24 protein-coding genes are annotated in these 23,415 nt (G+C 53.9%); 14 read left to right on the top strand and 10 right to left on the bottom strand.

The window, feature by feature from the left end; all coding sequences use genetic code 11:
* Nucleotides 1–9: 9 nt before the first annotated feature.
* Genes ABSH60_RS17440 through ABSH60_RS17415 form a run of 6 tightly spaced genes read left to right on the top strand, consistent with a single transcriptional unit; the run spans nt 10 to nt 5,272 of the window.
* Entirely contained in the window at nt 10–519 is a 510-nt protein-coding gene (locus ABSH60_RS17440) for a phage major tail tube protein (protein ID WP_390975003.1), read from the top strand.
* A 58-nt stretch (nt 520–577) separates the two neighbouring features.
* On the top strand, nt 578–877 hold the full coding sequence (locus ABSH60_RS17435; RefSeq protein ID WP_390975001.1) for a phage tail assembly protein: 300 nt from the start codon (nt 578–580) through the stop codon (nt 875–877).
* Nucleotides 878–909: 32 nt separating this feature from the next.
* Nucleotides 910–1,029, top strand: a complete 120-nt coding sequence (locus ABSH60_RS17430) for a GpE family phage tail protein (RefSeq protein ID WP_120506653.1) — start codon at nt 910–912, stop codon at nt 1,027–1,029.
* Complete coding sequence (locus ABSH60_RS17425) at nt 1,022–3,616, top strand: phage tail tape measure protein (RefSeq protein WP_390974999.1); 2,595 nt, start codon at nt 1,022–1,024, stop codon at nt 3,614–3,616. Before ABSH60_RS17430 ends, ABSH60_RS17425 begins: the two co-directional genes overlap by 8 nt.
* A 10-nt stretch (nt 3,617–3,626) precedes the next feature.
* Nucleotides 3,627–4,112: a phage tail protein gene (locus ABSH60_RS17420; protein ID WP_112168783.1), complete on the top strand. Its 486-nt coding sequence runs from the start codon at nt 3,627–3,629 to the stop codon at nt 4,110–4,112.
* Entirely contained in the window at nt 4,109–5,272 is a 1,164-nt protein-coding gene (locus tag ABSH60_RS17415; protein ID WP_390974997.1) for a contractile injection system protein, VgrG/Pvc8 family, read from the top strand. Before ABSH60_RS17420 ends, ABSH60_RS17415 begins: the two co-directional genes overlap by 4 nt.
* A 15-nt stretch (nt 5,273–5,287) precedes the next feature.
* Here ABSH60_RS17415 and ABSH60_RS17410 read toward each other — a convergent pair whose 3' ends face one another.
* Complete coding sequence (locus ABSH60_RS17410) at nt 5,288–5,623, bottom strand: hypothetical protein (RefSeq protein WP_120506034.1); 336 nt, start codon at nt 5,621–5,623, stop codon at nt 5,288–5,290.
* A gap of 104 nt (nt 5,624–5,727) precedes the next feature.
* Between ABSH60_RS17410 and ABSH60_RS17405 the strand changes: the two genes are divergently transcribed.
* The gene (locus ABSH60_RS17405; RefSeq protein ID WP_112168840.1) at nt 5,728–5,949 is read left to right on the top strand and encodes a DNA-binding transcriptional regulator; all 222 of its coding nucleotides are present in this window, start codon (nt 5,728–5,730) and stop codon (nt 5,947–5,949) included.
* Between the two features lie 138 nt (nt 5,950–6,087).
* Nucleotides 6,088–7,143 carry a tyrosine-type recombinase/integrase gene (locus ABSH60_RS17400; protein WP_390974994.1) on the top strand — a complete coding sequence of 352 codons (1,056 nt, stop codon included), beginning with the start codon at nt 6,088–6,090 and terminating at the stop codon, nt 7,141–7,143.
* 314 nt (nt 7,144–7,457) lie between these two features.
* Here ABSH60_RS17400 and ABSH60_RS17395 read toward each other — a convergent pair whose 3' ends face one another.
* The 4 genes from ABSH60_RS17395 to ftnA form a co-directional block, all read right to left on the bottom strand.
* Nucleotides 7,458–7,796 carry a DUF2511 domain-containing protein gene (locus ABSH60_RS17395; protein ID WP_390975801.1) on the bottom strand — a complete coding sequence of 113 codons (339 nt, stop codon included), beginning with the start codon at nt 7,794–7,796 and terminating at the stop codon, nt 7,458–7,460.
* A gap of 47 nt (nt 7,797–7,843) precedes the next feature.
* The gene (gene copD / locus ABSH60_RS17390) at nt 7,844–8,728 is read right to left on the bottom strand and encodes a copper homeostasis membrane protein CopD (RefSeq protein WP_390974992.1); all 885 of its coding nucleotides are present in this window, start codon (nt 8,726–8,728) and stop codon (nt 7,844–7,846) included.
* Nucleotides 8,729–8,731: 3 nt separating this feature from the next.
* Complete coding sequence (copC, locus tag ABSH60_RS17385; RefSeq protein ID WP_217204891.1) at nt 8,732–9,118, bottom strand: copper homeostasis periplasmic binding protein CopC; 387 nt, start codon at nt 9,116–9,118, stop codon at nt 8,732–8,734.
* A 136-nt stretch (nt 9,119–9,254) separates the two neighbouring features.
* Nucleotides 9,255–9,761 carry a non-heme ferritin gene (gene ftnA / locus ABSH60_RS17380; RefSeq protein ID WP_056778943.1) on the bottom strand — a complete coding sequence of 169 codons (507 nt, stop codon included), beginning with the start codon at nt 9,759–9,761 and terminating at the stop codon, nt 9,255–9,257.
* Nucleotides 9,762–10,167: 406 nt separating this feature from the next.
* Between ftnA and ABSH60_RS17375 the strand changes: the two genes are divergently transcribed.
* On the top strand, nt 10,168–10,398 hold the full coding sequence (locus ABSH60_RS17375) for a DNA polymerase III subunit theta (protein ID WP_056778941.1): 231 nt from the start codon (nt 10,168–10,170) through the stop codon (nt 10,396–10,398).
* A 32-nt stretch (nt 10,399–10,430) separates the two neighbouring features.
* On the opposite strand, the gene pip is transcribed toward ABSH60_RS17375, so the two are convergent.
* From pip to dbpA, 4 genes are all read right to left on the bottom strand, one after another.
* On the bottom strand, nt 10,431–11,387 hold the full coding sequence (gene pip / locus ABSH60_RS17370; RefSeq protein ID WP_122095652.1) for a prolyl aminopeptidase: 957 nt from the start codon (nt 11,385–11,387) through the stop codon (nt 10,431–10,433).
* Between the two features lie 447 nt (nt 11,388–11,834).
* A complete protein-coding gene (locus ABSH60_RS17365; RefSeq protein ID WP_390974990.1) occupies nt 11,835–13,874 on the bottom strand; it encodes a DUF6351 family protein in 2,040 nt (679 codons plus the stop codon).
* 120 nt (nt 13,875–13,994) lie between these two features.
* Nucleotides 13,995–14,360 (bottom strand): protein YebF, encoded by a 366-nt coding sequence (gene yebF, locus ABSH60_RS17360; RefSeq protein WP_136375985.1) that lies wholly within the window; start codon nt 14,358–14,360, stop codon nt 13,995–13,997.
* Between the two features lie 164 nt (nt 14,361–14,524).
* Nucleotides 14,525–15,907, bottom strand: a complete 1,383-nt coding sequence (gene dbpA / locus ABSH60_RS17355; protein ID WP_056778931.1) for an ATP-dependent RNA helicase DbpA — start codon at nt 15,905–15,907, stop codon at nt 14,525–14,527.
* 261 nt (nt 15,908–16,168) lie between these two features.
* On the opposite strand from dbpA, the gene purT reads away from it, so the two are divergent.
* Nucleotides 16,169–17,347, top strand: a complete 1,179-nt coding sequence (gene purT, locus ABSH60_RS17350) for a formate-dependent phosphoribosylglycinamide formyltransferase (protein ID WP_056778928.1) — start codon at nt 16,169–16,171, stop codon at nt 17,345–17,347.
* 101 nt (nt 17,348–17,448) lie between these two features.
* Here the strand turns inward: purT and ABSH60_RS17345 are convergent, their stop codons facing one another.
* On the bottom strand, nt 17,449–17,628 hold the full coding sequence (locus tag ABSH60_RS17345) for a YoaH family protein (RefSeq protein ID WP_056778924.1): 180 nt from the start codon (nt 17,626–17,628) through the stop codon (nt 17,449–17,451).
* 181 nt (nt 17,629–17,809) lie between these two features.
* Here ABSH60_RS17345 and pabB point away from each other — a divergent pair, with 181 nt between their 5' ends.
* The 4 genes from pabB (at nt 17,810) to ABSH60_RS17325 (ending at nt 23,367) form a co-directional block, all read left to right on the top strand.
* Entirely contained in the window at nt 17,810–19,186 is a 1,377-nt protein-coding gene (pabB, locus tag ABSH60_RS17340) for an aminodeoxychorismate synthase component 1 (protein WP_390974987.1), read from the top strand.
* Nucleotides 19,183–19,785 carry a CoA pyrophosphatase gene (locus ABSH60_RS17335; protein WP_136375988.1) on the top strand — a complete coding sequence of 201 codons (603 nt, stop codon included), beginning with the start codon at nt 19,183–19,185 and terminating at the stop codon, nt 19,783–19,785. The genes pabB and ABSH60_RS17335 overlap by 4 nt, the downstream gene beginning before the upstream one ends.
* Nucleotides 19,786–19,978: 193 nt before the next feature.
* The gene (locus ABSH60_RS17330) at nt 19,979–21,343 is read left to right on the top strand and encodes an L-serine ammonia-lyase (protein WP_056778917.1); all 1,365 of its coding nucleotides are present in this window, start codon (nt 19,979–19,981) and stop codon (nt 21,341–21,343) included.
* Between the two features lie 431 nt (nt 21,344–21,774).
* The gene (locus ABSH60_RS17325) at nt 21,775–23,367 is read left to right on the top strand and encodes an EAL domain-containing protein (RefSeq protein ID WP_183846466.1); all 1,593 of its coding nucleotides are present in this window, start codon (nt 21,775–21,777) and stop codon (nt 23,365–23,367) included.
* Nucleotides 23,368–23,415 lie beyond the last annotated feature (48 nt).

Here is a 23,415-nt window from a genome sequence, read left to right as displayed (position 1 = left end):
CGCTAAACCATGGCACTGCCAAAGAAACTGAAATACCTGAACTTGTTTAACGATGGTCACAACTACGTCGGCGTGGTCAGCGCGCTGACGTTGCCAAAGCTGACACGCAAGCTGGAGAACTATCGCGGCGGCGGCATGAACGGTGCCGCGCCGATTGACTTCGGGCTGGACGATGACGCGCTGACGCTGGAATGGACGATGGGCGGGTTGGATATGCTGGTGCTCCAGCAGTGGGGGGAGGTTGACGCTACGCCGCTGCGCTTTGCCGGTTCCTTCCAGCAGGACGACACCGGCGAAACGCTCGCGGTGGAAGTCGTGATGCGCGGGCGTCACAAAGAGATTGATTTTGGCGAGTACAAACAGGGCGAAGACACCGAAACAAAAGTGTCCACCCAGTGCACCTATTTCAAGCTGAGCATCAACGGGCAGGATGTGATCGAGGTGGACACCGTGAACATGGTGGAAATCGTCAACGGCGTTGACCGCCTGGCGGAGCACCGCAAAAACATCGGCCTGTAACCCCTGAGCGGCGCTGGTTCGCGGCGCTGCTATACCCCTTACGATTTAAGAGAATGTCATGAAACAGATTAATGAAGCCGCTATCGAAAACGAAAACGTCATTACCCTGGAAGAACCGATCACCCGTGGCGAAATGGTGATTAGTCAGGTTGAAATCATCAAGCCAAACGCCGGTCATCTGCGCGGCATCGGCCTTGCCTCCTTGTCGAATGCGGACGTTGACGCGCTGGTGACGGTGCTGCCGCGCATCACGCTGCCGATCCTCACCAAACAGGAGTGCAACGAGCTTTGCCTGCCCGACCTGATCGCCCTGGCGAGCAAGGTGGTCGGTTTTTTATCGCCGAAATCGGAACAGTAAAACTGCCCGCCTCTTTGATAGTTGACGACCTGATGGCTGACATTGCGGCGGTGTTTCACTGGCAGCCCTCGGAACTCTTTGCGATGTCGCTGACCGAGATTATCGGCTGGCGGCGTCGCGCGTTACTGCGTAGCGGAGCCGAAAGTGAGTAATTTACGATTGCAGGTGCTGCTGAACGCCGTGGATCGGGCGTCGCGCCCTTTCCGCTCGGTGGAAAAAGCCAGTAAAGCACTCAGCGGAAACATCCGCAACACGCAGGACACCCTGCGAAATCTCAACGCGCAGGCGTCGCAAATCGACGGCTTTCGCAAGGCGAGCGCGCAGCTGGCCGTCACCCGTGCCAGCCTGAAAAAAGCCAAAGAGGAAGCCAGCCGGCTGTCGCAGGCGTTTGCCAATACCGCGAACCCGACGGCTAAGCAGACGCGGCTGATGGAGGCAGCGAAGCGCGCCGCCAGCGAATTGCAGGCCAAAGAAAACAGTCTGCGCAATTCTGTGCAACGTCAGCGCGGCGCGCTGGAGTCGGCGGGGATTTCCACGCGGAACCTCGCCGCCGAGCAGCGCCGGTTACGAGCCAGCTCGCAGGAGGCGAACGCCACGCTTGCCCGTCAGCGGGAGGTGCTTGCAAGGCTGAACCGGCAGCAGCAGCGGCGGGACAACAGCCGCAGGCGTTTTCAGGCAACCCAGCGCGCAGGCGACACCATCCGAAATAACGGCGCGGTAGCGATGGGCGTGGGTTCGGCGGCTCTGTATGCAGAGGGGAAATTTATCGCCCCAGGCATCACTTTTGATAAAGAGATGTCCGGCACGCAGGCGATCCTCGGGCTGGATAAGACCGACAAAAAGCTGGCAGCTATCCGGCAGCAGGCGCGCGACATCGGCGGAAGCACGGCATTTTCTCCGATGGACGTTGCGCGCACGCAGGGCGTACTTGCCCGCTCCGGCTATAACGCCGACTCCATTCTCAGCTCAACCGAATCCACGGTGAACCTGTCGCTGGCTTCGGGGATTGATATTGCCGACGCCGCCGACATCGTCACTAACATGCAGTCGGCGTTCAACATCCCGATGGATCAGATTAAGCGCGTCTCTGACGTGATGACCAAAGGGTTTACCAGCTCGAACACCAACCTGATTGAGCTGGGCGAGGCGATGAAATACGTGGCACCTATCGCCCAGGCGGCGGGTGCCAGTATCGAAGACACTACCGCGATGCTCGGCGTGCTGGCGGATAACGGCATCAAAGGCAGTATGGCGGGCACCGGTGCCAGCGCGATGTTTAGCCGGTTGCAGGCACCGACGGGGCAGTCACCGGCGGCGCTGAAGGAGCTGGGGATCAGTACGCGGGATAAGAAAGGCAACATGCTGCCTATTCAGAAAATCCTCACCGACATCAACGCCTCATTCAAAAGGAACAAGCTCGGGACGGCGCAGCAGGCCGAATATCTGAAAGTGATCTTCGGTGAAGAGGCGATGAAAGGCGCGGTGAAGCTGGTGGAGGCCGCAGGCAACGGCAGGCTGACCGAAAAGAAAACCGCGCTGGAAAACTCGCGGGGATCGGCGGCGTCGGTCGCGAAGGTGCAGACCGATAACCTCGACGGCGACCTGAAAAACATGCAGTCCGCGTTTGAGGATTTGCAGATCGAAACCTTTGATAAACAGGACTCCAGCCTGCGAAAGCTGACGCAATCCGCGACTGACTGGCTCGGCAACGTGGGCAAGTGGGTGAAGGCCAACCCGAAGCTGACCGGCACTATCGTTAAGTCAGCGTTGGCGGTGACGAGCCTGGTTGTTGGCCTCGGCGTGCTGGGCGTGGTTGTCGGTCCGGTCGTGAAAGGTCTGGGTTATATCGGCATGGCACTGAAAGGCGTGGGTACCGCGCTGCTGTGGATGGGACGCGCCGCGATGGCAAACCCGCTGCTGGCCGTGGTCGCACTGATCGCGATGGCGGCGATTTATATCTGGGCGAACTGGAGCACGCTGGAGCCGAAGTTTAAAAAGATGTGGGACGCGATTGCCGCCTGGACGACAGAAGCCTGGGCAACCATCACCGACTGGCTGACCGGCACCTGGAACAGCATCGTTGCCGGTGTGCAGGGATTATCGGATAAGTTTGCGGCGGTCTGGACGGGCATTAAAGACGGGGCAAAAACCGGATTTACCGCCTTTGTCGATTATCTCAAATCCTTTGGGCTGAAGATTATCGACGTGGTGAAAAGCCTGCCAGGCAAATTTAAAGAGGCGGGCAGCAACATGATCACCGCGCTGATGGACGGAATTGCCGCGAAGTGGCAGGCGCTGAAAGACAAGCTTTCCAGCATGACCGATTTCCTACCGGACTGGATGAAATCGGACGGCGATAAAACCATTTCGGTGAGCGTCAGCAATAGCCTGCCGAAACCGGCGGAAGGGCTTTCTTCCCCTTCGCAGTTTTACGGCACCGGCGTCGAAGCTTACGGCTATGCGGGCATGTTCGATAAAGGCGGCGACATTGCCGCTGGTGAAATCGGGATCGTGGGCGAGAACGGCGCGGAGCTGGTACGTGGTCCGGTCAGCGTCACGGGGCGTCGGGATACGGCGGCGCTGATGCGTAATCAGGCTCCGGTGGAAGCCCCGACTTTTAACGTTTACGCGGCACCCGGACAAAGTGCGAAGGACGTCGCCGCCGAGGCAATGCGTTTATTTGAAGATTACATGCGCCGCCAACGTTCTGCGGCGCGAAGCTCAATGAATTACGGCTAAGGAGGTTTCTATGATGCTGGCTTTGGGGATGTTCGTGTTTATGCTGCAAACCCTGCCCTATCAGAGTTTGCAACGCTCGGCGGAATACCGCTGGCCGACCAATGACCGGATCGGCCTGCGCGCCGCGCCGCAGTTTCTCGGCCAAGGGGATGAAAAAATCACCCTGACCGGCACGCTGCTGCCGGAAATCACCGGCGGCAGGCTGAGCCTCGACGCGCTGCGCCTGATGGCCGATCAAGGTCGCGCCTGGTCGCTGATTGGCGGCAACGGTGCGATTTACGGGATGTTCGTGGTGGAAAGCCTCAGTGACGAACATTCGGAGTTTTTCGCTAACGGTGCCGCCCGCAAAATTGAGTTTACGCTGAGCCTCAAGCGGGTGGACGAAAGCCTGACCGCCATGTTCGGCGATATCAAAACTCAGGCCGACGGCCTTCTGGATCAGGCGGGCGGGATTGCCAGCAATGCGCAGAAGTATGCTGGCGGGCTGATGTCATGATGTCCACGATCGCAATGGATAACGGCGCACAGATTGCGCCGGACTACATGGTTAAACTCGCCGGTTCAGACATCACCACGGATATCAGCAGGCGACTTATTTCGCTGTCGCTGACCGACAACCGCGGCTTTGAGGCTGACCAGCTCGACATCGAGCTGGACGACGCGGACGGGCTGATGCAGATGCCTCCGCGCGGCGCGGTGCTGAGCGTCTTTCTGGGCTGGAAAGGTCAGGCGCTGTTCCATAAGGGGGAGTTTACGGTGGACGAAGTGGAGCATCGGGGCGCGCCGGATACGCTGACGCTGCGCGCTCGCAGCGCGGACTATCGCGGCAGCCTGAATTCCCGCCGCGATCAGTCCTATCACGACACGACGCTGGAGGCGATTGTCTCCGCCGTGGCGGCGCGCAACAGTCTTGAGCCCGCCGTCGCCGAGTCGCTCAAGGGTGTGAAGGTTTCGCACATCGACCAGACGCAGGAAACCGATGCAGCGTTTATCACCCGTCTGGCCGAACTGAACGGCGGGGTTGTCGCCATCAAGGCCGGTAAACTGATTTTTATTAAGCCAGGCTCAGCCCTCACCGCCAGTGGCAAGCCGATCCCGCAAATGACGCTGACCCGCAGCGACGGCGACGGGCACACCTTCAATATTGCTGACCGTGACGCTTACACCGGCGTATCAGCAACCTGGCTGCATACCAAAGAACCAAAGCCCAAAAGGGTAAAGGTACAGCGGAAGAAAAAAGAAAAGCACCTGCGCGCCCTGCAACATCCGGCGGCTAAAAAGACCACGGCGAAAGCACAAAAAGCGCCGGAGGCGAAAGAAGGCGAATATCTGGCGGGCAGTGATGAAAACGTGTTTGCGCTGACGACGGTCTACGCCACGCAGAAGGCCGCCATGCGGGCAGCACAGGCCAAATGGGACAAGCTACAGCGTGGCGTCGCACAGTTTTCTATCTCACTGGCTCGCGGACGTGCCGACCTGTTCCCCGAAACCCCGCTGGCGGTGTCAGGCTTTAAAGCTGTGATCGACGCGCAGCCATGGATAATCAGCAAGGTCACGCACAGCCTGAACAATGGCGGCTATACGACCGGGTTGGAACTGGAGGTGTTGTTGTCAGATGTGAGTTATGAGGCATCGGAAAGTGGCGAGGCGTATTAGCGCCTCGTTCTTTTGTCAAGATTTTGGTGTAAACACCCACTCACCTGGTGAAGAGTATTCGGTACCATCATCATCCATAACTTTCGCATTTAGAACTTTAGCGACTTCAAGCATTTTCAAATACAAGGCTGTATCAGGCCATTTCGTTGAGATATTGCCATTACACCACTCAAGCCATGATTCTGGATAAGCGCTTTCACCTGACCATAATGCAAAGAACTCACCACTTGGCTCATAAATGGAAAACTCAGGATCGGTATTAACAACATTCAACCATTCTTCGCTGGAAATCTGACTATCTTCATTATCAGCCCAGAACTCAGCACGTGTGATATGAAATTCGACGCCCACTGCAACCTCTTTGTTTAATGTAAAACACTGTAATAGCGAGTGTATGATTTTCGAAATAACATACAATGATTGAATCTGATTTAAATGATTATATGGTGATTATTATGATGCATTGCCCCAAATGCCAGCACGCAGCTCACGCCCGTTCAAGCCGTTACCTCAGCACCAATACCAAAGAGCGTTATCACCAGTGTCAGAATATCAATTGCAGTTGCACGTTCAAAACTCATGAAACGATCGCCGATATTATTGTTGAGCCAGGAACCGTCCATGCCGTGCTGCTGCATCCGGATAAACATAGTCAGCAGTCGTTGCAAATGCACTGAGACGAAGCCCGCGAAAGCGGGTTTTTACTTTCATAGATTCAGTGAATTAATCCCCTTACATGTATACGCCTGACTAAATCAAACATTTACACTGTTTTTATATACAGTAAAATTCACATTCTCAAAAAGGAGGATGTGATGAGTGTAAGAAAGCTGTCTACCGGTAAATGGTTATGTGAATGCTACCCGAACGGGAGTGGAGGTAAGCGATGCCGCAGGCAGTTTGATACCAAAGGTGAAGCCGTTTCCTTTGAGACTTACACTATGGATCAGGCAAAGAACAAACCGTGGTTGGGTGAGAAGGAAGACCGGCGGAAGCTGAGCGAACTGGTCGATCTCTGGTACAGCCTGCACGGCTGCTCACTGAATGATAAAAAGGGACGGCTGGGCAAACTGAAGATTATCAGCGCGGGAATGGGTGACCCGATAGCCAGTACCATCACGCCGAGAGACTGGGCGCATTATCGCGATCAGCGGCTGCGCGGTGAGATTGATAACGGCTACAGTACCAGTCTGGCGACCCGTAAAGTGTCAACCGGCACGGTTAACTGTGAGCACGCTTTCCTGCGGGCTGTATTCAACGAGCTGAAACGCCTGGGAGAATGGTCGCTGCCAAACCCTCTCGAGAATATCCGCGAGTTTGATCAGCCGGAACGCGAGATGGCATGGCTGAACCAGGAACAAATTCTGCGGCTCATGGCGGCCTGTGAAGAGCATGGGAATGATGAATTAACGCTGATCGTTAAACTCTGTCTTTCGACCGGCGCACGCTGGAACGAGGCCGCCAAAATCAAAAGCTCGCAGATCTCCCCTTACAAACTCACCTTCATCAATACCAAAGGGAAAAAGAACCGCACCGTCCCCCTCGCCCGCCCGCTCTATGACGAACTGATAGCCCGAAAAGGTGCTCCCTTCTCGCCCTGCTATAAGCAGTTCTATCGGGTGATCAGGCTGGCGGGCATCGAACTGCCAGAGGGTCAGATGACGCACGTTCTCAGGCATACGTTTGCCAGTCACTTCATGATGGCCGGCGGCAACATCATCGTGTTACAGCGCATCCTCGGGCACTCCGATATCCGCGTCACGATGCGTTACGCACACTTCGCGCCCGATCACCTGGAAGACGCAATTTACATGAATCCGCTGGCTCAAATCAGTGGCGATAAAATGGCGATGGGGAATCCAAATGGGTAGCATTGAGGGTAAGTTGAATTGAGGTAAGTGCTTGTTTTAAATGTAAGTTGTTGATTTTAAAAACCAACAAAAAAAAGACCGAATACGATTCCTATATTCGGTCTAGGGAAATGGCTCTTGGGAGAGAGCCGTGCGCTAAAAGTTGGCATTAATGCAGGCTGTTAAGCCGTACAATGTAAAGGATAGCCGACAGCTGACTATTTTCCACTCAACTCGCAACATAGTGATAATAACAATGCTGTATTATTTTCATTATGTGACAACATTCGCAAAGCATGAGTTTAACAACAGTCACTTATTCGCAGCACAGCAACTCAGCAGAGTGATTCCGCTTTGGTGATAAATGGCGCGAGGCTCATTTTTTGTCCCGGATTCTGCGGGTCATCAAGCAAGATTTTTTCAAGCGGAACCGCCTGGACCTGACGATTTTTCACCTGTTCTTTCGCCACATCGTTCAAAGGATATTGCGCCAGTGTGCTGTCGTTGATCACATATAACGCATGGCCGGGACGGCACTGCAGCATCACCTCTTCCCGGGTGAAAGCCCATGCCTTGCCGTATTGTAAACGGCTGACGGTTTCCAGTTGTGGCGCAGCCAGACTGCTGGCGGACAAGGTCAGCAATACGCAGGCAAGCAGTGATTTCCTCATGATATTTCCTCGGTAATAATTTTATTCTTAATACGTTATTAATAACTGTTTCAGCGCGGTGCCAGCGTAGCAAAAAGGCTCACAAGCAGCAGAACGATCAACGCCAGAGCCCATTCTACACGGGTCATCTGCACAAAACGTCGTTCGGCCTGCTCGGGTTCTTTGCTCATCAGTGGTACCAGATGATAACGGTTATATACGGCGACGGCGGCCATTATGCCAACCAGCACGATTTTGATCTCGAGCAGACACTGGTAAAGCGAGGTCATATCCGTCGGCCAACGTTGCAGGATAATGGCAGTGTTGGCGATGCCGGTCAGTATCACCAGCGCGACTGCCGCGTGCCCCCAGGTCGAAAAGCGGATAAGCGTGGCAATAGCGTAAGGCCGGACTTCAGGTTTTCGGGCGTAGAACATGCATGTCAGCAGCGGGAGCAAACAGCCAAACCAGTAGGCGGCGCTAAGCAGATGAACCATATGATTGAGGCGCTGCACCAGCCCTAATAACCCCTGATGCATGGCGGCATGGCCTATCAGCGCCTGACTGAGCAGCAGGCCAAGCGAGCACAGAAATACCAGCAGGTTACGAACCGGAAGCCAGTCCATCAGTAACACCAGCAGCAGCGCGGCAGTCAGCAACAAGTGCCAGCGCCATACTTCGCCAAAAGTGGTGGTCAGCACCAGCAACCAGACATTCAGGTTCAGGCCGTCACTCCAGCCATTGCCCATCAGCGCAGCCTGAATCGCCAGCATTCCGACAGAGGTGATCGCGGCGACCACGCCGGACCACATCATCAGGGTCTGATTTCTTTGCAGTAACATCCCCGAAAAGCCGGCAGGCGCCAGCAGGGAGCAAAACACACTCAACCCGAAAATTTGCATCAGCGACGCAAAGTGGGCAAACCGGCACAGGACGAACAGTGCAGTCAGGCTCATAACTTATTTAACGGTGAAACTGTAGTTACCGTGGGTTTTATGACCGTCAACTGACACCACGTTCCACGACACCGTATATTTGCCGGATGTCAAAGCCTCTGGCAGAGGAACAACCGCCTGGGTATTGTCATTGGCAGCCAGTGTCATCGCGCCGGTTTTAACGGCTTTTTTGGCGGCGTCTGCCAGGGTGATTTTGCTGAAGTTCGGTTCGATACCTTCACTGAACCCAAGAGAGAGTTCGGTCGGGCTGGCAGTCAGAACGGCATTCGCAGCGGGAGTTTGGGTTTTAAGATGTGCATGCGCGAGGGCTTGCTGTGAGATAAATCCGCTCAGCAATACGGCTGAGACTGCCATGGCACGGCAAAGAGAGGAGGTTTTTTTCAACACGATAGTTCCTTGGCTTGCGTAATGATGAATTTATAACGCCGCCACTTTATCGCAATCCCATGTAAAACGTTTGTCATAAATGCATAAAAAAACGCAGAAGCCGGAGCATTCTGCGTTTTATGACCATCACAAACCGGGTTTATACGGCCGGGGCTTGTGCCGCCATGGTTTTAAGATCTTTATCGACAAAGAACAAGCCGTTGCCGGTGTTGCTGACCAGAGCCAGTTTATCGAGAACTGATTTGAACAAGGTTTCTTCTTCATGCTGCTCTGCCACATACCATTGCAGGAAGTGGAAGGAAGAATAGTCTTTCAGCGTCATCGCCAGATCGGCCAGTTCGTTAATTTTTTGTGTGATCAACTGCTCATGCTCATAGGTCTGCATGAACAGATCAGACAGGGATTCGAAGCTGACCGGCGGTGCGGCGATAGCGCCCAGCAGCGGCAATGCACCTGTATCACTGACATATTTGAACAGGCGGTGCATGTGATCCATTTCTTCCATCGAGTGCTTTTTCAGAAACGCTGCCGCGCCTTCGTAGCCTTTGTCACTGCACCATGCACTCATCTGCAAATATAAATTGGCTGAATAAAATTCAAGGTTCAGCTGTTCATTAAGCTGATCGATCATTTCTTTTTTAAGCATGATGCGGCTCCATAAAATAATTAAGGCAGGCGGATGTGTTTATTTACCCGCATTATGCCCGTATCAATACAAAATAAGAACAGCCAATTCACATTATTATCCATACAGGCAACATTTAAAACCAACTCATTGATATGTATCATTTTATTTTTATCGAAAATATCCAATAATGATAACCATTAACATCTAAATGTATATTAAAAAGAATCATTCCTATTCGCAGAATTAATTAAAAACATGTTGATGAATATAACTATCACTTCCATAACCTGAATAGTTCTTATTTACTTAAATTGCATTTAACGAAAATGGATTTTTGAGCGGAACATAAAAGTGAGCCAACGACGTTCACCCCGGCGTTGTGCTCGGGTACAATGCGCGCAAATGAGATGCACGGGAGGTTGCAATGAGTATCAATCTGGCAGAAATCAGTAAAGATGAGATGGATCGGATTAACATCGATCTGGCGGCTTCAGCGGTCGCTTTCAAAGAGCGTTACAATATGCCCGTTGTGGCAGAAATGGTAGAACGGCAACAGCCTGAACATCTGCGCACCTACTTTCGTGAGCGTGTGATGCATTATCGCGGGGAATCCCATAAATTCTCCCGTTTACCTTATGAACCGAAGCAAAAGTAACGCAGCTTTAGGCAAACGGGAGGGGAAAGCGATTACCGGCGGGTGGCGAATTGCTGGTTGGTACGAATCAGCTGGTCGAGGATCCCAGGCTCATCAAATGAGTGCCCTGCCCCTTCGATAATATGAAGTTCAGCTTCCGGCCAGGCTTTCGCCAGGTCCCAGGCGTTTTGTACCTGACAGGCCATATCATAGCGACCATGCACGATCACCGCCGGGATATGCCGGATACGGTCAACGTTACGTATCAACTGGTCATCACTGTCTAAAAAGCCAAGATGCGTGAAGTAATGGTTCTCAATGCGGGCGAAGGCCAGCGCAAAGTTATCCTCACCAAATGACGCCGAACCTTCCGCAGGCAGAAGCGTGACCGTCTCCCCTTCCCACAAGCTCCAGATTTTTGCAGCCTCGAGCTGCACTGCGCGATCGCTGGATGTCAGGCGTGCGTGATAAGCGGCGATAACATCCTTGCGTTCTTCCTCGGATAAAATTGAGAGGATACGCTGCCATTTTTCAGGGAAGAATCGCGACGCGCCGTCCTGGTAATACCAGGTCAGCTCCTGTTTGCGCATGGTGAAAATACCGCGCAACACCATTTCACTGACGTGTTCGGGGTGGGTCTGGGCGTAAGCCAGTGCCAACGTGGAACCCCATGAGCCACCGAAGACCAGCCATTTTTCCACGCCCGCCAGCTTGCGCAGACGCTCAATATCTTCAACCAGATGCCATGTGGTGTTGTTGTCGAGGCTCGCATGGGGTGTGGAGCGCCCGCAGCCACGCTGATCAAACAGCATGACATCATAATCATTGGGATCAAACAGCTGGCGATGTACCGATGAACAGCCGCCGCCCGGCCCGCCGTGAATAAAGACAGCCGGCTTGCCTTTCGGGTTTCCGCTGCGCTCCCAGTAAACCTTGTGACCATCGCCGGTATCGAGCAAGCCGCTGGCATAAGCCTCACACGGAGGATATAACCCTTTTAATTTTGGCATGACATTTCCTGTTCTATTTGGCCAGAGTATTGATAGATGTTTTTACAACTCAATAACAGCGCATCGGCCAGCCAACGACAAGTTGTTCTGCATCAAAATCGAATTTTTGTATGCTGTTCGCATACTTATCACGCAATTTCCTCAGGAACTCCCGGTGATGACCCGGAAGACATGACTGTAAAGTCCTGTCAGAAATAAGAAGGGACTTGCAACCTGAGCCAATTTGGCACTAAATAGACGGGCAACCCAATCCACCAGCTTTAAAGAGAGGCAATCATGAGTAAAGGAATGGATAGCAAAAAGAATGCGAAGAAAAAACCATTGAAAACCCCTGCCGAAAAAAAGGCTGATAAAAAAGCCAAGAAAGCATCTGCTTAACAATGTACTTCGTAGAATAAACCCGCTCAGCGCGGGTTTTTTTATGGGATTTTTTCAGGACTTGCAGGCTCAGTTTTTTGCCGCCAGCGCCAGCACAAAGGCGTATTCCAGCGCGATATCTTCGTAAGCTTTGAAACGGCCAGATTTGCCGCCGTGGCCGGAATCCATATCCGTGTGCATCAGAAGCTGGTTGCTGTCCGTTTTCACATCACGCAGTTTCGCCACCCACTTTGCCGGCTCCCAGTATTGCACCTGAGAATCATGCAGGCCGGTGGTGACCAGCATGTGCGGATATGCCTGGGCGCGCACCTGATCGTACGGGCTGTATTGCAGCATGTAGTCGTAATAGGCTTTGTCGTTCGGGTTTCCCCACTCGTCATACTCGCCGGTGGTCAGCGGGATTGATTCATCCAGCATCGTTGTCACCACATCAACAAACGGAACCTGCGCCACGATGCCGTGATACAACGCCGGTGCCTGATTGATGATAGCGCCCATCAGCAAACCGCCTGCGCTGCCCCCCATGGCGTACACCTGTTTCGCATCGCCATAACCTTCAGCGATCAGTTCTTTGGTCACGTCGATGAAATCGTTGAAGGTATTCAGTTTGTTGAACAGTTTACCGTCGTCATACCACTGCTGACCGAGCTCTGCGCCGCCGCGAATATGCGCCAGAGCAAAAACAAAACCGCGATCTAACAGGCTGAGGCGGCTGCCGCTAAACGCCGGATCCATGCTGCTGCCGTAGGAGCCGTAGCCATAAAGCATCAGCGGATTCTGGTGCGGCTTAAATAACTCCGCGCGGTAAACCAGTGAAACCGGTACTTTCACGCCGTCGCGGGCAGTGACCCAAACACGTTCACTGCGATAGTTCGCCGGATCAAAATCTTTCACTTCCTGCTGTTTGAGTAAGGTGCGTTCCTGCGTATCCAGATCCAACTCAAATAACGTACTCGGCGTGGTCATGGAAGAATAGCCATAGCGCAACAGCGAGGTGTCCGGGTCAGGGTTATAGGCCAGCCAGGTGGTGTACGTCGGGTCGTCAAACGCCAGCGACTTTTCCTCACCGGTCTGCCAGTGGATCTGGCGCAGATGCGTCAGCCCCTGCTCACGCTCTTCCACGACCAGCCAGTCACGAAACAGGCTAAAACCTTCGAGCATCACTTCATCGCGCGGCGCAATCAAAGCCTGCCAGGCGGACTCTTCACCGCGGTCACTTTGATACAGACCGAAGTTTTTACCGTCTTTATTAGAACGGATATAAAACTTGCCGAGATAATGATCGAGTGCATATTCGTGATCTTTCCGACGCGACAGGAAGACCTGAGGTGTCGCCTGCGGATCGTCAGCATCCAGCAGTAAAATCTCCGAAGTGGTGGTGCTGTCGAGATGGATCAGAATGTATTTTTCTGAGGTGGTTTTATCCAGACCCACATAGAAGGTGTCATCTTTTTCTTCGTACACCAGTTTGTCTGTTTTCGGGTCAGTGCCGATAACGTGGCGATAAACCTGATACGGCAGCAGCGTTTTTTTGTGTTTGCGCACGTAATACAGCGTCTGCGAATCGTTCGCCCATTCGCTGCTGCCGGAGGTGTTTTTCAGCAGATCGTCGGTCCAGGTGTCGTCATCCAGATTTTTGATGCGGATGTCGTACTGGCGGCGCGACAGAAAATCTTCCGCAACGGCCATCAGTTTGTTATCACGGCTGATATCCAGCCCGCCCAGCGTATAAAACTCGCTGTCTTTGGCGCGTTCGTTACCGTCGATCAACGTGCGCCAGTTTTCCGTCTCGTCTGCAGGTTGACGAAGATAGAGGGCGTATTCGTTGCCCGGCTCATAGCGTGTCTGATAACGGAAACCGTGTTTAACATAAGGAACGGAATGATCCTGCTGGGCAATGCGTGCCACCATCTCGCCATAAAGGGTTTCACGCAGCGCCTGATGCGGCTGCATGGCCTGATCGGTGTAGGCATTTTCGGCGGTCAGATAGGCCAGAACCTGAGGGTCGGTGCGGTCATCGTCACGCAACCAGTAATAATTATCGACGCGTTCATCGCCGTGTACGCTCAGGGTTTCAGGGCGTTTTTCAGCCTTTGGAGGTGTCATCATCGCGGGATCTCTTTGTCCTCTTAGTGGTGTGGTAAGAGTGACAGGTTTATGCGGGGAAACCAAGGGACGGAAAAGAAAGGAATAATGCGTCCGCTGGCTGGCAACGAACGCAGGAAATGCTTAAACGGGTGCGCTGTAGCTGATTTCGCCAAGCTGACAGTTGAGCGTCACCTGATAGGTTTTGTCGGTGTGATCGCCACGAACTTTCAGCGGTATCTCCCAGCGGGCATTATCGCCGCTGATGCTGTCCGGAACGACCCACGCCACCGGTGTGGAAGTCCCGAGGGTTTTCTTATCGGCATCCCAGCGCGGAATACGGTTTTGCAGGAAATCACGTTTAACCAGCGCTGCAATCTCATCTTTGCTGGCGGTGGAACAAGGTGCGACCGTCGCCGTTCTGACTTCAGGTTCAGCGGCCTGCGCCATCTGACTCATCCCGCTCATTCCTGCTAACGCTATTACCACGCCTGTGATCATCTTTTTCATTGTGCGTCTTCCCGCTTTTTGTCGATCGTTATCACTGACCTTGCAGGATCCATATCCCTACAACTGACAAGGTCATCGCTTGCGTCAGATAATATAATCCTCAACAAGGTAATAACACAACATTAACAATAAGACCTGCAACGCAAAAGCGGGATGAAAATCCGTTAACGCAAGATAATAGCCTTACAGTTTTTGCCTTTGATCTTACCTTCCTGCAAACGCTGTAACGCTTTTTTGGCGCTTTTCTGACGGATAGCCACGTAAGCGTGGATCGGGAACATATCGATTTTACCCACTTCCGCAGCCGTCAGACCCGCTTCACCGGTCAGAGCACCGAGGATATCGCCGGGACGAATTTTGGCTTTACGACCCCCGTCAATGCACAGCGTCGCCATCTCAGGATCGAGCGCCACCGGTGTCGCTGCCAGCGCCTGCGCTGCGGGCTGCCAGGTAAAGGTCTGACGGGTATAATCTTCCAGCGCGTGAACCCGCACCATTTCCTGTGGCGTCACCAGACTGACCGCCAGACCGCTGGTGCCTGCACGGCCTGTACGACCGACGCGGTGAATGTGCACTTCAGGATCGAAAGAGAGTTCGTAGTTGATGACCAGACCGAGATCTTTGATGTCCAGCCCGCGCGCAGCCACGTCAGTCGCCACCAGTACGCGGCAGCTGCCGTTAGAGAAACGCACCAGCACGCGGTCACGGTCGCGCTGTTCCAGATCGCCGTTCAGCGCCAGTGCGCTGATGCCTTTACCGGAAAGTGCATCGCAAACATCCTGGCAGTCGCGTTTGGTATTACAGAACACCACACACGACGTCGGCTGATGCTGATACAGCACCGCCGCCAGCAGGGACAAACGCTGATGCTTATCGGCTTCGATAAAGACCTGCTTGATATCAGCAACATCTTCCTCGCCTTCAATTTCGACTTTCAGCGGCTGACGCTGAAATTTAGAGCTGATGCGCTCGATGCCATCCGGATAGGTCGCGGAGAACAACAGCGTCTGACGGGCTGGCGGTGTATAGCTGACCACATCTTCGATATCTTCGCTAAAGCCCATATCCAGCATGCGATCGGCTTCGTCCAGCACCAGCACTTTCAGCTGATCCAGTTTCAGGGTGCCTTTACGCAAATGTTCCTGAATGCGGCCCGGCGTGCCCACAACAATGTGTGGCTGACGAACCAGAGATTCCAGCTGTGGCCCGATGGACTGGCCGCCGCACAGGGTCAGGATTTTGATGTTCTGGGTGAATCGCGCCAGACGACGTAACTCTTTACTGACCTGATCCGCCAGTTCACGGGTCGGACACAGCACCAGCGCCTGCGCGTAGAACTGTGCCACGGTGATGCTGTTCAGCAGGCCGATACCGAAGGCTGCCGTTTTACCGCTGCCGGTTTTGGCTTTCGCCAGAACGTCCTGACCTTGCAGGATGGCAGGCAGAGAAGCGGCCTGAATCGGGGTCATTTCGGTATAACCCAGTTCGGTCAGGTTAGAAAGTTGCTCAGCGGGCAATGTCAGGGCTGAAAAGGAATGCGTGCTCAAGGCGATAACTCTTTATGTGAGGCAAAAATCGGGGCAGCGGCAGAAGGTCTGGCGCCATGGTTTGGCTAAATGATAACAGAGACGCCCGCCGACTGCCTTAAACGGCAGAAAACGGACTGAAAAAATCCGCAGATGCCCTGGCCGGATTGCGTCGCTGAAATCGTTCGAGATACTGCGCAATCGTTTTCGTATGGCACAAATTCAGATATACTGCGCGCCGAAATTCTCATTTTTCTTCATCACAGATCTGGGTACGAAGCTATGTTAACCATTGGTACTGCACTGCGCACCGGCGCCACCCGCGTCATGTTGTTAGGCTCTGGCGAACTCGGTAAAGAAGTGGCGATCGAATGCCAGCGTCTTGGCCTGGAAGTGATCGCCGTCGATCGTTACGCTGATGCACCGGCGATGCAGGTCGCTCACCGCAGCCATGTCATTAATATGCTGGACGGCGACGCCCTGAAACAGGTGATTGAAAGCGAACGCCCTGATTTCATCGTGCCGGAAATCGAAGCTATCGCCACCAGCATGCTGGTTGAACTGGAAAAACAGGGCCACAACGTGGTGCCTTGCGCTGAAGCGACGCGCCTGACCATGAATCGCGAAGGGATCCGTCGCCTGGCCGCAGAGACGCTGCAATTGCCAACGTCGAGCTACCAGTTTGCCGATGATGAAGCCTCTTTCCGCCAGGCGGTAGACGCAATCGGTTACCCGTGCATCATCAAACCGGTGATGAGCTCCTCCGGTAAAGGCCAGAGCCTGATCCGTGGCGCAGACCAGCTGCAAACCGCATGGGATTATGCGCAGCAAGGCGGCCGTGCTGGCGGCGGGCGCGTGATTGTTGAAGGGCTGGTAAAATTTGATTTCGAAATCACGCTGCTGACCATCAGCGCCGTTGACGGCATCCACTTCTGCGCGCCGATCGGCCATCGTCAGGAAGACGGTGATTACCGTGAATCCTGGCAGCCGCAGCAGATGACCGAACTGGCGTTACAGCGCGCGAAAGACATCGCCGAAAAAGTGGTGAAAGCTCTGGGCGGCAAAGGCCTGTTTGGCGTCGAACTGTTTGTGTGCGGCGACGACGTGGTCTTCAGCGAAGTGTCACCGCGCCCGCACGATACCGGCATGGTAACGCTGATTTCTCAGGATCTCTCTGAGTTTGCCCTGCACGTTCGCGCCTTCCTCGGCCTGCCGGTGGGCAATATCCGCCAGTTCGGCCCTTCCGCCTCCGCCGTGATCCTGCCTGAACTGACCAGTAACAACGTGACTTTCAGCGGTCTGGAAAATGCACTGACCGGATACAATCAGATCCGCCTGTTCGGCAAACCGGAAATCAGCGGTAAACGCCGTCTGGGTGTGGCGCTGGCCATTGCCGAAAATGTGGAAGATGCCGTCGAGCAGGCGAAGCTGGCCGCCGCCGCCGTGAGTGTGAAAGGCTAATCTCAGTCAGTTCTTCACGAAAAAAAGCCGGACACCTGTACAGGGTCCGGCTTTTTTATCATCACGAGATCGGCTCTTATAAAGCGTCTCAGGTTCGAATGTTATTCGTCTTCATCATCAAAAATGACGGTCACGCGATCGCCTTTATGCGTTTCACGGATTTCTGCCGCAACGGTGGCAATGGCTTCGCCGCTGCTCATGCCGTTTTCCATTAACTGGCGGATACGATCGGCGGCCTGTTCTTGTTCGTTATGTGAAAGTGAAGGCATACCTGTCAGCATAGGAAATTCCTGTTGTACGTGTTGGATGAGGCAAGAGAGAAACAACACCCGCAGGCTGCGGGGTTGCACAGTATACGCCTTATTCACGCAAATCGCCTGCGCTGGTTTCCGGTGGCCTGATCTATGTTAGGATCACAGGTCTGTTACATCATTTATCGCGCCAGAGAAACTGAAACCCGCCATGCAACCCGCTTACTCCGTTGTTCATCATTCGTTGCCCTATCAGCCAGATGCCTTGCTGACGCTGTTCGCGCCACTTTCTGCGTTGCCCTGGGCCATGTTGCTGCACTCGGGTGCCGCACAGCATCAGCATAACCGCTTCGACATTCTGGTGGCGGATCCGCAGATAACGCTGACCACGCGCGGCAACGTCACCCTGGTTGAGCAAAACGGCAGCGTGGCATCGCGGGAAGAAGATCCGTTCACCCTGCTGGAAGAGCAGCTTTCGGCCAGCGGATTACAGGCAACCAGCGCGGATGATTTTCCTTTTCAGGGCGGCGCGCTGGGCCTGTTTGGCTATGATTTAGGCCGTCGTGTCGAGACACTGCCGGATATCGCCCGACGCGATATTCATCTGCCGGACATGGCCGTGGGCATTTATGACTGGGCGCTGATCGCCGATCATCATTTACAACGTCTGACGCTGGTCTGTCATGGCGATGTGCAGGTACGTCTGCGCTGGCTGGAAGCGCATGCGCAGCCGGTAAGCTCCGCGTCTTTTCGCCTGAATGCGCCCTGGCAGGCAAACATGAGCCGCGGGGAATATGGCGAGAAATTCCGCCAGATTCAGGAATATATTCACAGCGGTGACTGTTATCAGATCAATCTGGCGCAGCGTTTTTCCACTGTTTATCAGGGAGATGAATGGCAGGCTTTCCTGCGGCTGAATCAGGCCAACCGCGCGCCGTTCTCGGCATTTCTGCGCTTGCCGGAAAACGCCGTGCTCAGCCTTTCGCCGGAACGCTTTATCTGGCTTAAGAATAAGCAGATCCAGACCCGCCCTATCAAAGGCACGTTGCCGCGCTGTGAAGATCCGCAGGAAGATGCCCGTCAGGCTGAACGTCTGGCCGCGTCGGAAAAAGATCGGGCCGAAAATCTCATGATCGTCGATTTACTGCGTAATGACATTGGTCGCGTGGCGACGCCCGGCACCGTGCGGGTTCCCGAACTGTTTGTGGTCGAGCCTTTCCCGGCTGTTCATCATCTGGTCAGCACCATTACCGCGCAGTTACCCGACGACTGCCACGCCAGCGCCCTGCTGCGTGCCTGCTTCCCTGGCGGATCGATCACCGGTGCGCCGAAAGTGCGCGCGATGGAAATCATCGAAGAACTCGAGCCGCAGCGACGAAACGGTTACTGCGGCAGTATTGCTTACCTCAGTTGTTGCGGCACCATGGACAGCAATATCACTATCCGCACGTTGCTTACCGAGCAGGGGAAAATCTACTGCTGGGCAGGCGGCGGCATTGTTGCAGACAGTCAGGAACAGGCCGAATATCAGGAGACGTTCGATAAAATTGCCCGCATCCTGCCACAGTTAGGAGACGTACAGCCGTGACGTTGCTGGAACAACAGCCGACCTTGCAGGCATTTTCGCCCGCCGTGGAAGATTTTATTCTGCGCTTTCAGTTGCAGCAGCCGCGCCTGCCCGCACCACAGCTGCGCGGAACCCGTCATGCCGCGGTGTTGATCCCCATTATTTGCCGTGAAGAACCGACCATTTTACTGACCCGGCGCTCAGACAGCCTGCGCAAGCACCCCGGCCAGGTGGCGTTTCCCGGCGGCGCAGCCGATGCCACCGACGCGTCGATTATTGCCACCGCGCTGCGCGAGGCGCAGGAAGAAGTCGCCATCCCACCCGAACAAGTGCACGTGTTAGGCACACTGGCACCGCAGGACAGCAGCAGCGGGTTTCAGGTGACCCCGGTCATTGGCCTGTTACCGGTGGATGTGACATTCCACCCGCAGGAAGACGAGGTGGCAGAACTGTTCGAAATGCCGCTGCAGGAAGCGTTCGATCTGGCCCGCTATCACTCTCTGGATATTCATCGCAGAGGGATCCACCACCGGGTGTATTTATCCTGGTATCAGCAACAATTTGTCTGGGGACTTACCGCGTCGATCATTCGTCAGCTGGCCCGGCAGGTTAAAGACTGACCTCACTGGTTACACATCGATCACACTTTCGCATCAAATAAGTTTATTTCATGCGAAAAATGAAACTATTGGTCTTAACCCCTTTTACACTATGGATCTACCCATAAGATCAGATCTCCCCACGGGGTCAGATTTCAGTTATGGGTGTCAGGGATCCCGTTCCCTGCCGTTATCAATTACAGGAGTATTCGACGTGATTAGCGTTTTCGACATGTTCAAGGTCGGGATTGGCCCTTCCAGTTCCCATACTTTGGGCCCGATGAAAGCAGGCAAACAGTTCGCTGATGACCTGCTCGAACAGGGCATGATGCCTGCCGTTACGCGTGTCGCCGTGGACGTTTTTGGCTCCCTGTCACTGACAGGTAAAGGCCACCACACAGATATCGCCATTATTTTAGGTCTGGCGGGTAACCAGCCAGATACCGTCGACATCGACGGTATTCCCCACTTTATCCGCGACGTTGAGCAACGTCAGCGTTTGCCGCTGGGTGAAACGCAGCACGAAGTCGATTTCCCGCGCGACACGGGCATGGTTTTCCGGAGCGAGAATTTACCGCGTCATGAAAACGCCATGCAGATCCACGCTTTTGCTGGTGACAAGCTGGTTTACAGCAAAACCTACTACTCCGTCGGCGGCGGTTTTATTGTCGATGACGAGCATTTCGGCCAGCCGGTGCTGGATGAAGTGGCGGTGCCTTTCAGCTTTAATTCGGCCAGTGAAATGCTGGCGAAATGCAAAGAGAATGGCCTGTCGCTCTCCGGCATGATGATGAAAAACGAGCTGGCACAGCACAGCAAACAGGAAATCGAGCAGTATTTCGAGAAAATCTGGCACACCATGCAGGCCTGTATCGATCGCGGTTTAAACACGGAAGGCGTGCTTCCCGGCCCGCTGCGTGTCCCCCGCCGCGCCTCGGCACTGCGCCGGATGCTGGTATCAAACGACCAGCTGTCAAAAGACCCGATGAACGTCATCGACTGGGTGAACATGTTTGCGCTGGCGGTGAATGAAGAAAACGCAGCCGGCGGACGCGTGGTTACCGCACCGACGAACGGTGCCTGCGGGATTGTTCCTGCGGTGCTCGCGTACTACGACAAATATATTCAGTCGGTCAGCCCGGACATTTATCTGCGCTATTTCCTGACGTCCGGCGCCATCGGTATTCTTTATAAGATGAATGCCTCTATTTCCGGCGCTGAAGTCGGCTGCCAGGGCGAAGTCGGCGTCGCCTGTTCTATGGCCGCGGCCGGTCTGACAGAATTGCTGGGCGGAAGCCCGGAGCAGGTCTGCGTCGCCGCAGAGATCGGGATGGAGCACAACCTCGGTCTGACCTGCGATCCTGTCGCCGGTCAGGTTCAGGTGCCGTGTATTGAGCGTAATGCGATTGCCTCGGTGAAAGCCATTAACTCAGCACGCATGGCGCTGCGCCGCACCAGTGAGCCCCGGGTTTCTCTCGATAAAGTGATTGAAACCATGTACGAAACGGGTAAAGACATGAACGCCAAGTACCGTGAAACCTCCCGCGGCGGTCTGGCGATCAAGGTACAGTGCGACTGATATTACCGAGGTTTTCCTTGTGCCTGCGGCGGCGAAGAACTGTTTTTTCACCCGTTCGCCGCAGGATATATCAGCCTGGAACTGTCACTTAGTCATTAAATCTTTGTTAAGAAAAACCTGTTGTATTATCAATACTTAATGGCCGTGAGACTTGCTTATACCCTGCAGGTGCGGCATGCTGATTTCCGCTTGTTTTGCCGCACAGACTGCTTCACTCTGTACCACCACGTATAAGATAAAATGAACAGACGCTAAGTAAGTGACAACGTCACAGATCTGGATTTTCTCTGATTTTCCTTCTTCACGCAGGAAGAGCATCCGGCGATTTACGGCTACTATCAATAATAATGAAACGGCTGTTTTGCATCGGTAAACCTTTAAAATGAACACTTGTAAGCCTGCACTTTACACGGGATAAAAGGATTAGAACGATGCTGTTCTCCCAGACCGGACTTGCGAAGTATCGCTACTATCGCCTTGCACTGGCCGGCGCGATGGGTATTTTTACCCTGCTGTTAACACTCAGTATCCGTATTTATGAACAAAGCCAGGTGATCACCGCCGATCAACAACGCGTCGCCTTACACACCGTTCAGAAACTCGAAAAACTGCTTGAACCCGCTATACCTGCTGCGCAATCCACCCCTGTCGATCCGGCGCTGACCTGCCGTGAATTACAACCGGCCTTGCAGCAAACTGTCGCTCTGATGCAGACATTGCGTTCTATCACCCTCGTCAATAATGGCACCATCACCTGCTCAAGCCTGATTGGTGCACTGGATCTCAGCCTCGATAAAACGCTGCCCGATATCGCGCAAGGCAAAACGCGGCTGGAACTTCGCGCTGCGAAATTAAGCCGGCTGAACATCCCAACCCTGCTGCTCTGGCAGCCCGCCACGCCCGATAATCTTAACGGTCAGCTGTTTGTGTACAACATCGGGATCCTGTCGAATTTCCTGCTCGAACCGCAACCGCCGTATGCGCGCCATATTGTTCTGAACGTCATGAAGCAAAGTCTGGAATATGGAAAGAACGAAATTATTCCCAGCGTGAATTTGCCGCAGCAGCCGTTACTGACCGTCACGTCGCCAAATTATGATTTCACCGTGTCCATTTATGGTGAAGAGGCCTCGGCGCTGGCGTGGTCAGAGCTGGCGTCTCATCTGCCTCTTTCCATGTTGATAAGCTTACTGACGGCGACAGCAGTCTATTTATTGTCAGGCAGCCGGATAAGCCTTGCCTATCCGATAAGCCACGGGATTTCGCACCGCGAATTTAAGGTGTATTGCCAGCCCATTATTAACAGCGTCGATGGCCGCTGCATTGGCGTGGAAACGCTGATGCGCTGGAAAAATCGCAGGCAGGAATGGGTGTCGCCAGATGTGTTTATTCCGCTCGCCGAGCAGCACGGATTAATCATCGCGCTTACCCGCTATCTGATTAAAACTGTCACCGATAATCTCGCCGTTTTCCCCGCCACGTCGGGGTTTTACGTCAGTATTAACGTCGCAGCGCAGCACTTCAATAATATGGAAATTGTGGATGATATCCGCAAAATCTGGCTTCCCGCTGAGCCTTCCGTCTCACTGATGCTGGAACTGACGGAACGCACACGCTTGCAGGAGCTCAGAGCTGCCGAGATTTCTCAACTGAAGGAGATGGGGATTTTACTGGCCATCGATGATTTTGGTACCGGCCACAGTTCACTGAGTTATCTGAAAACGCTCAACCCAGACGTGCTGAAGATCGACCAGGCGTTTACCGCCTCAATTGGCACCGATGCCATCAATGCCACGGTGACGGATACGATCATCACGCTGGCGCAGCGCCTTAATCTGAAACTGATTGCCGAAGGGGTGGAAACCCGTGAGCAGGTCGATTATTTGCGTAAACGTAAAGTCGACTCCCTGCAGGGCTACTATTTTGCCCGGCCAATGCCGATTGAGGTGTTTCCGATCTGGCTGGCGCGCTACGAGAAATCGACTCAGGCACTGCAACCGGTTGAAGATGAGTCTGACGAATAACAGCCATAAAAAACGGCGACCGAAGTCGCCGTTCTCAGCAGAAGTACA

It is taken from the genome of Rahnella sp. R3(2024) (genome assembly GCF_042920125.1).
GTDB lineage: Bacteria > Pseudomonadota > Gammaproteobacteria > Enterobacterales > Enterobacteriaceae > Rahnella > Rahnella rivi.
The sequence above is the reverse complement of the archived record's forward strand: the minus strand, read 5'-3'. Positions and strand labels throughout refer to the sequence as shown.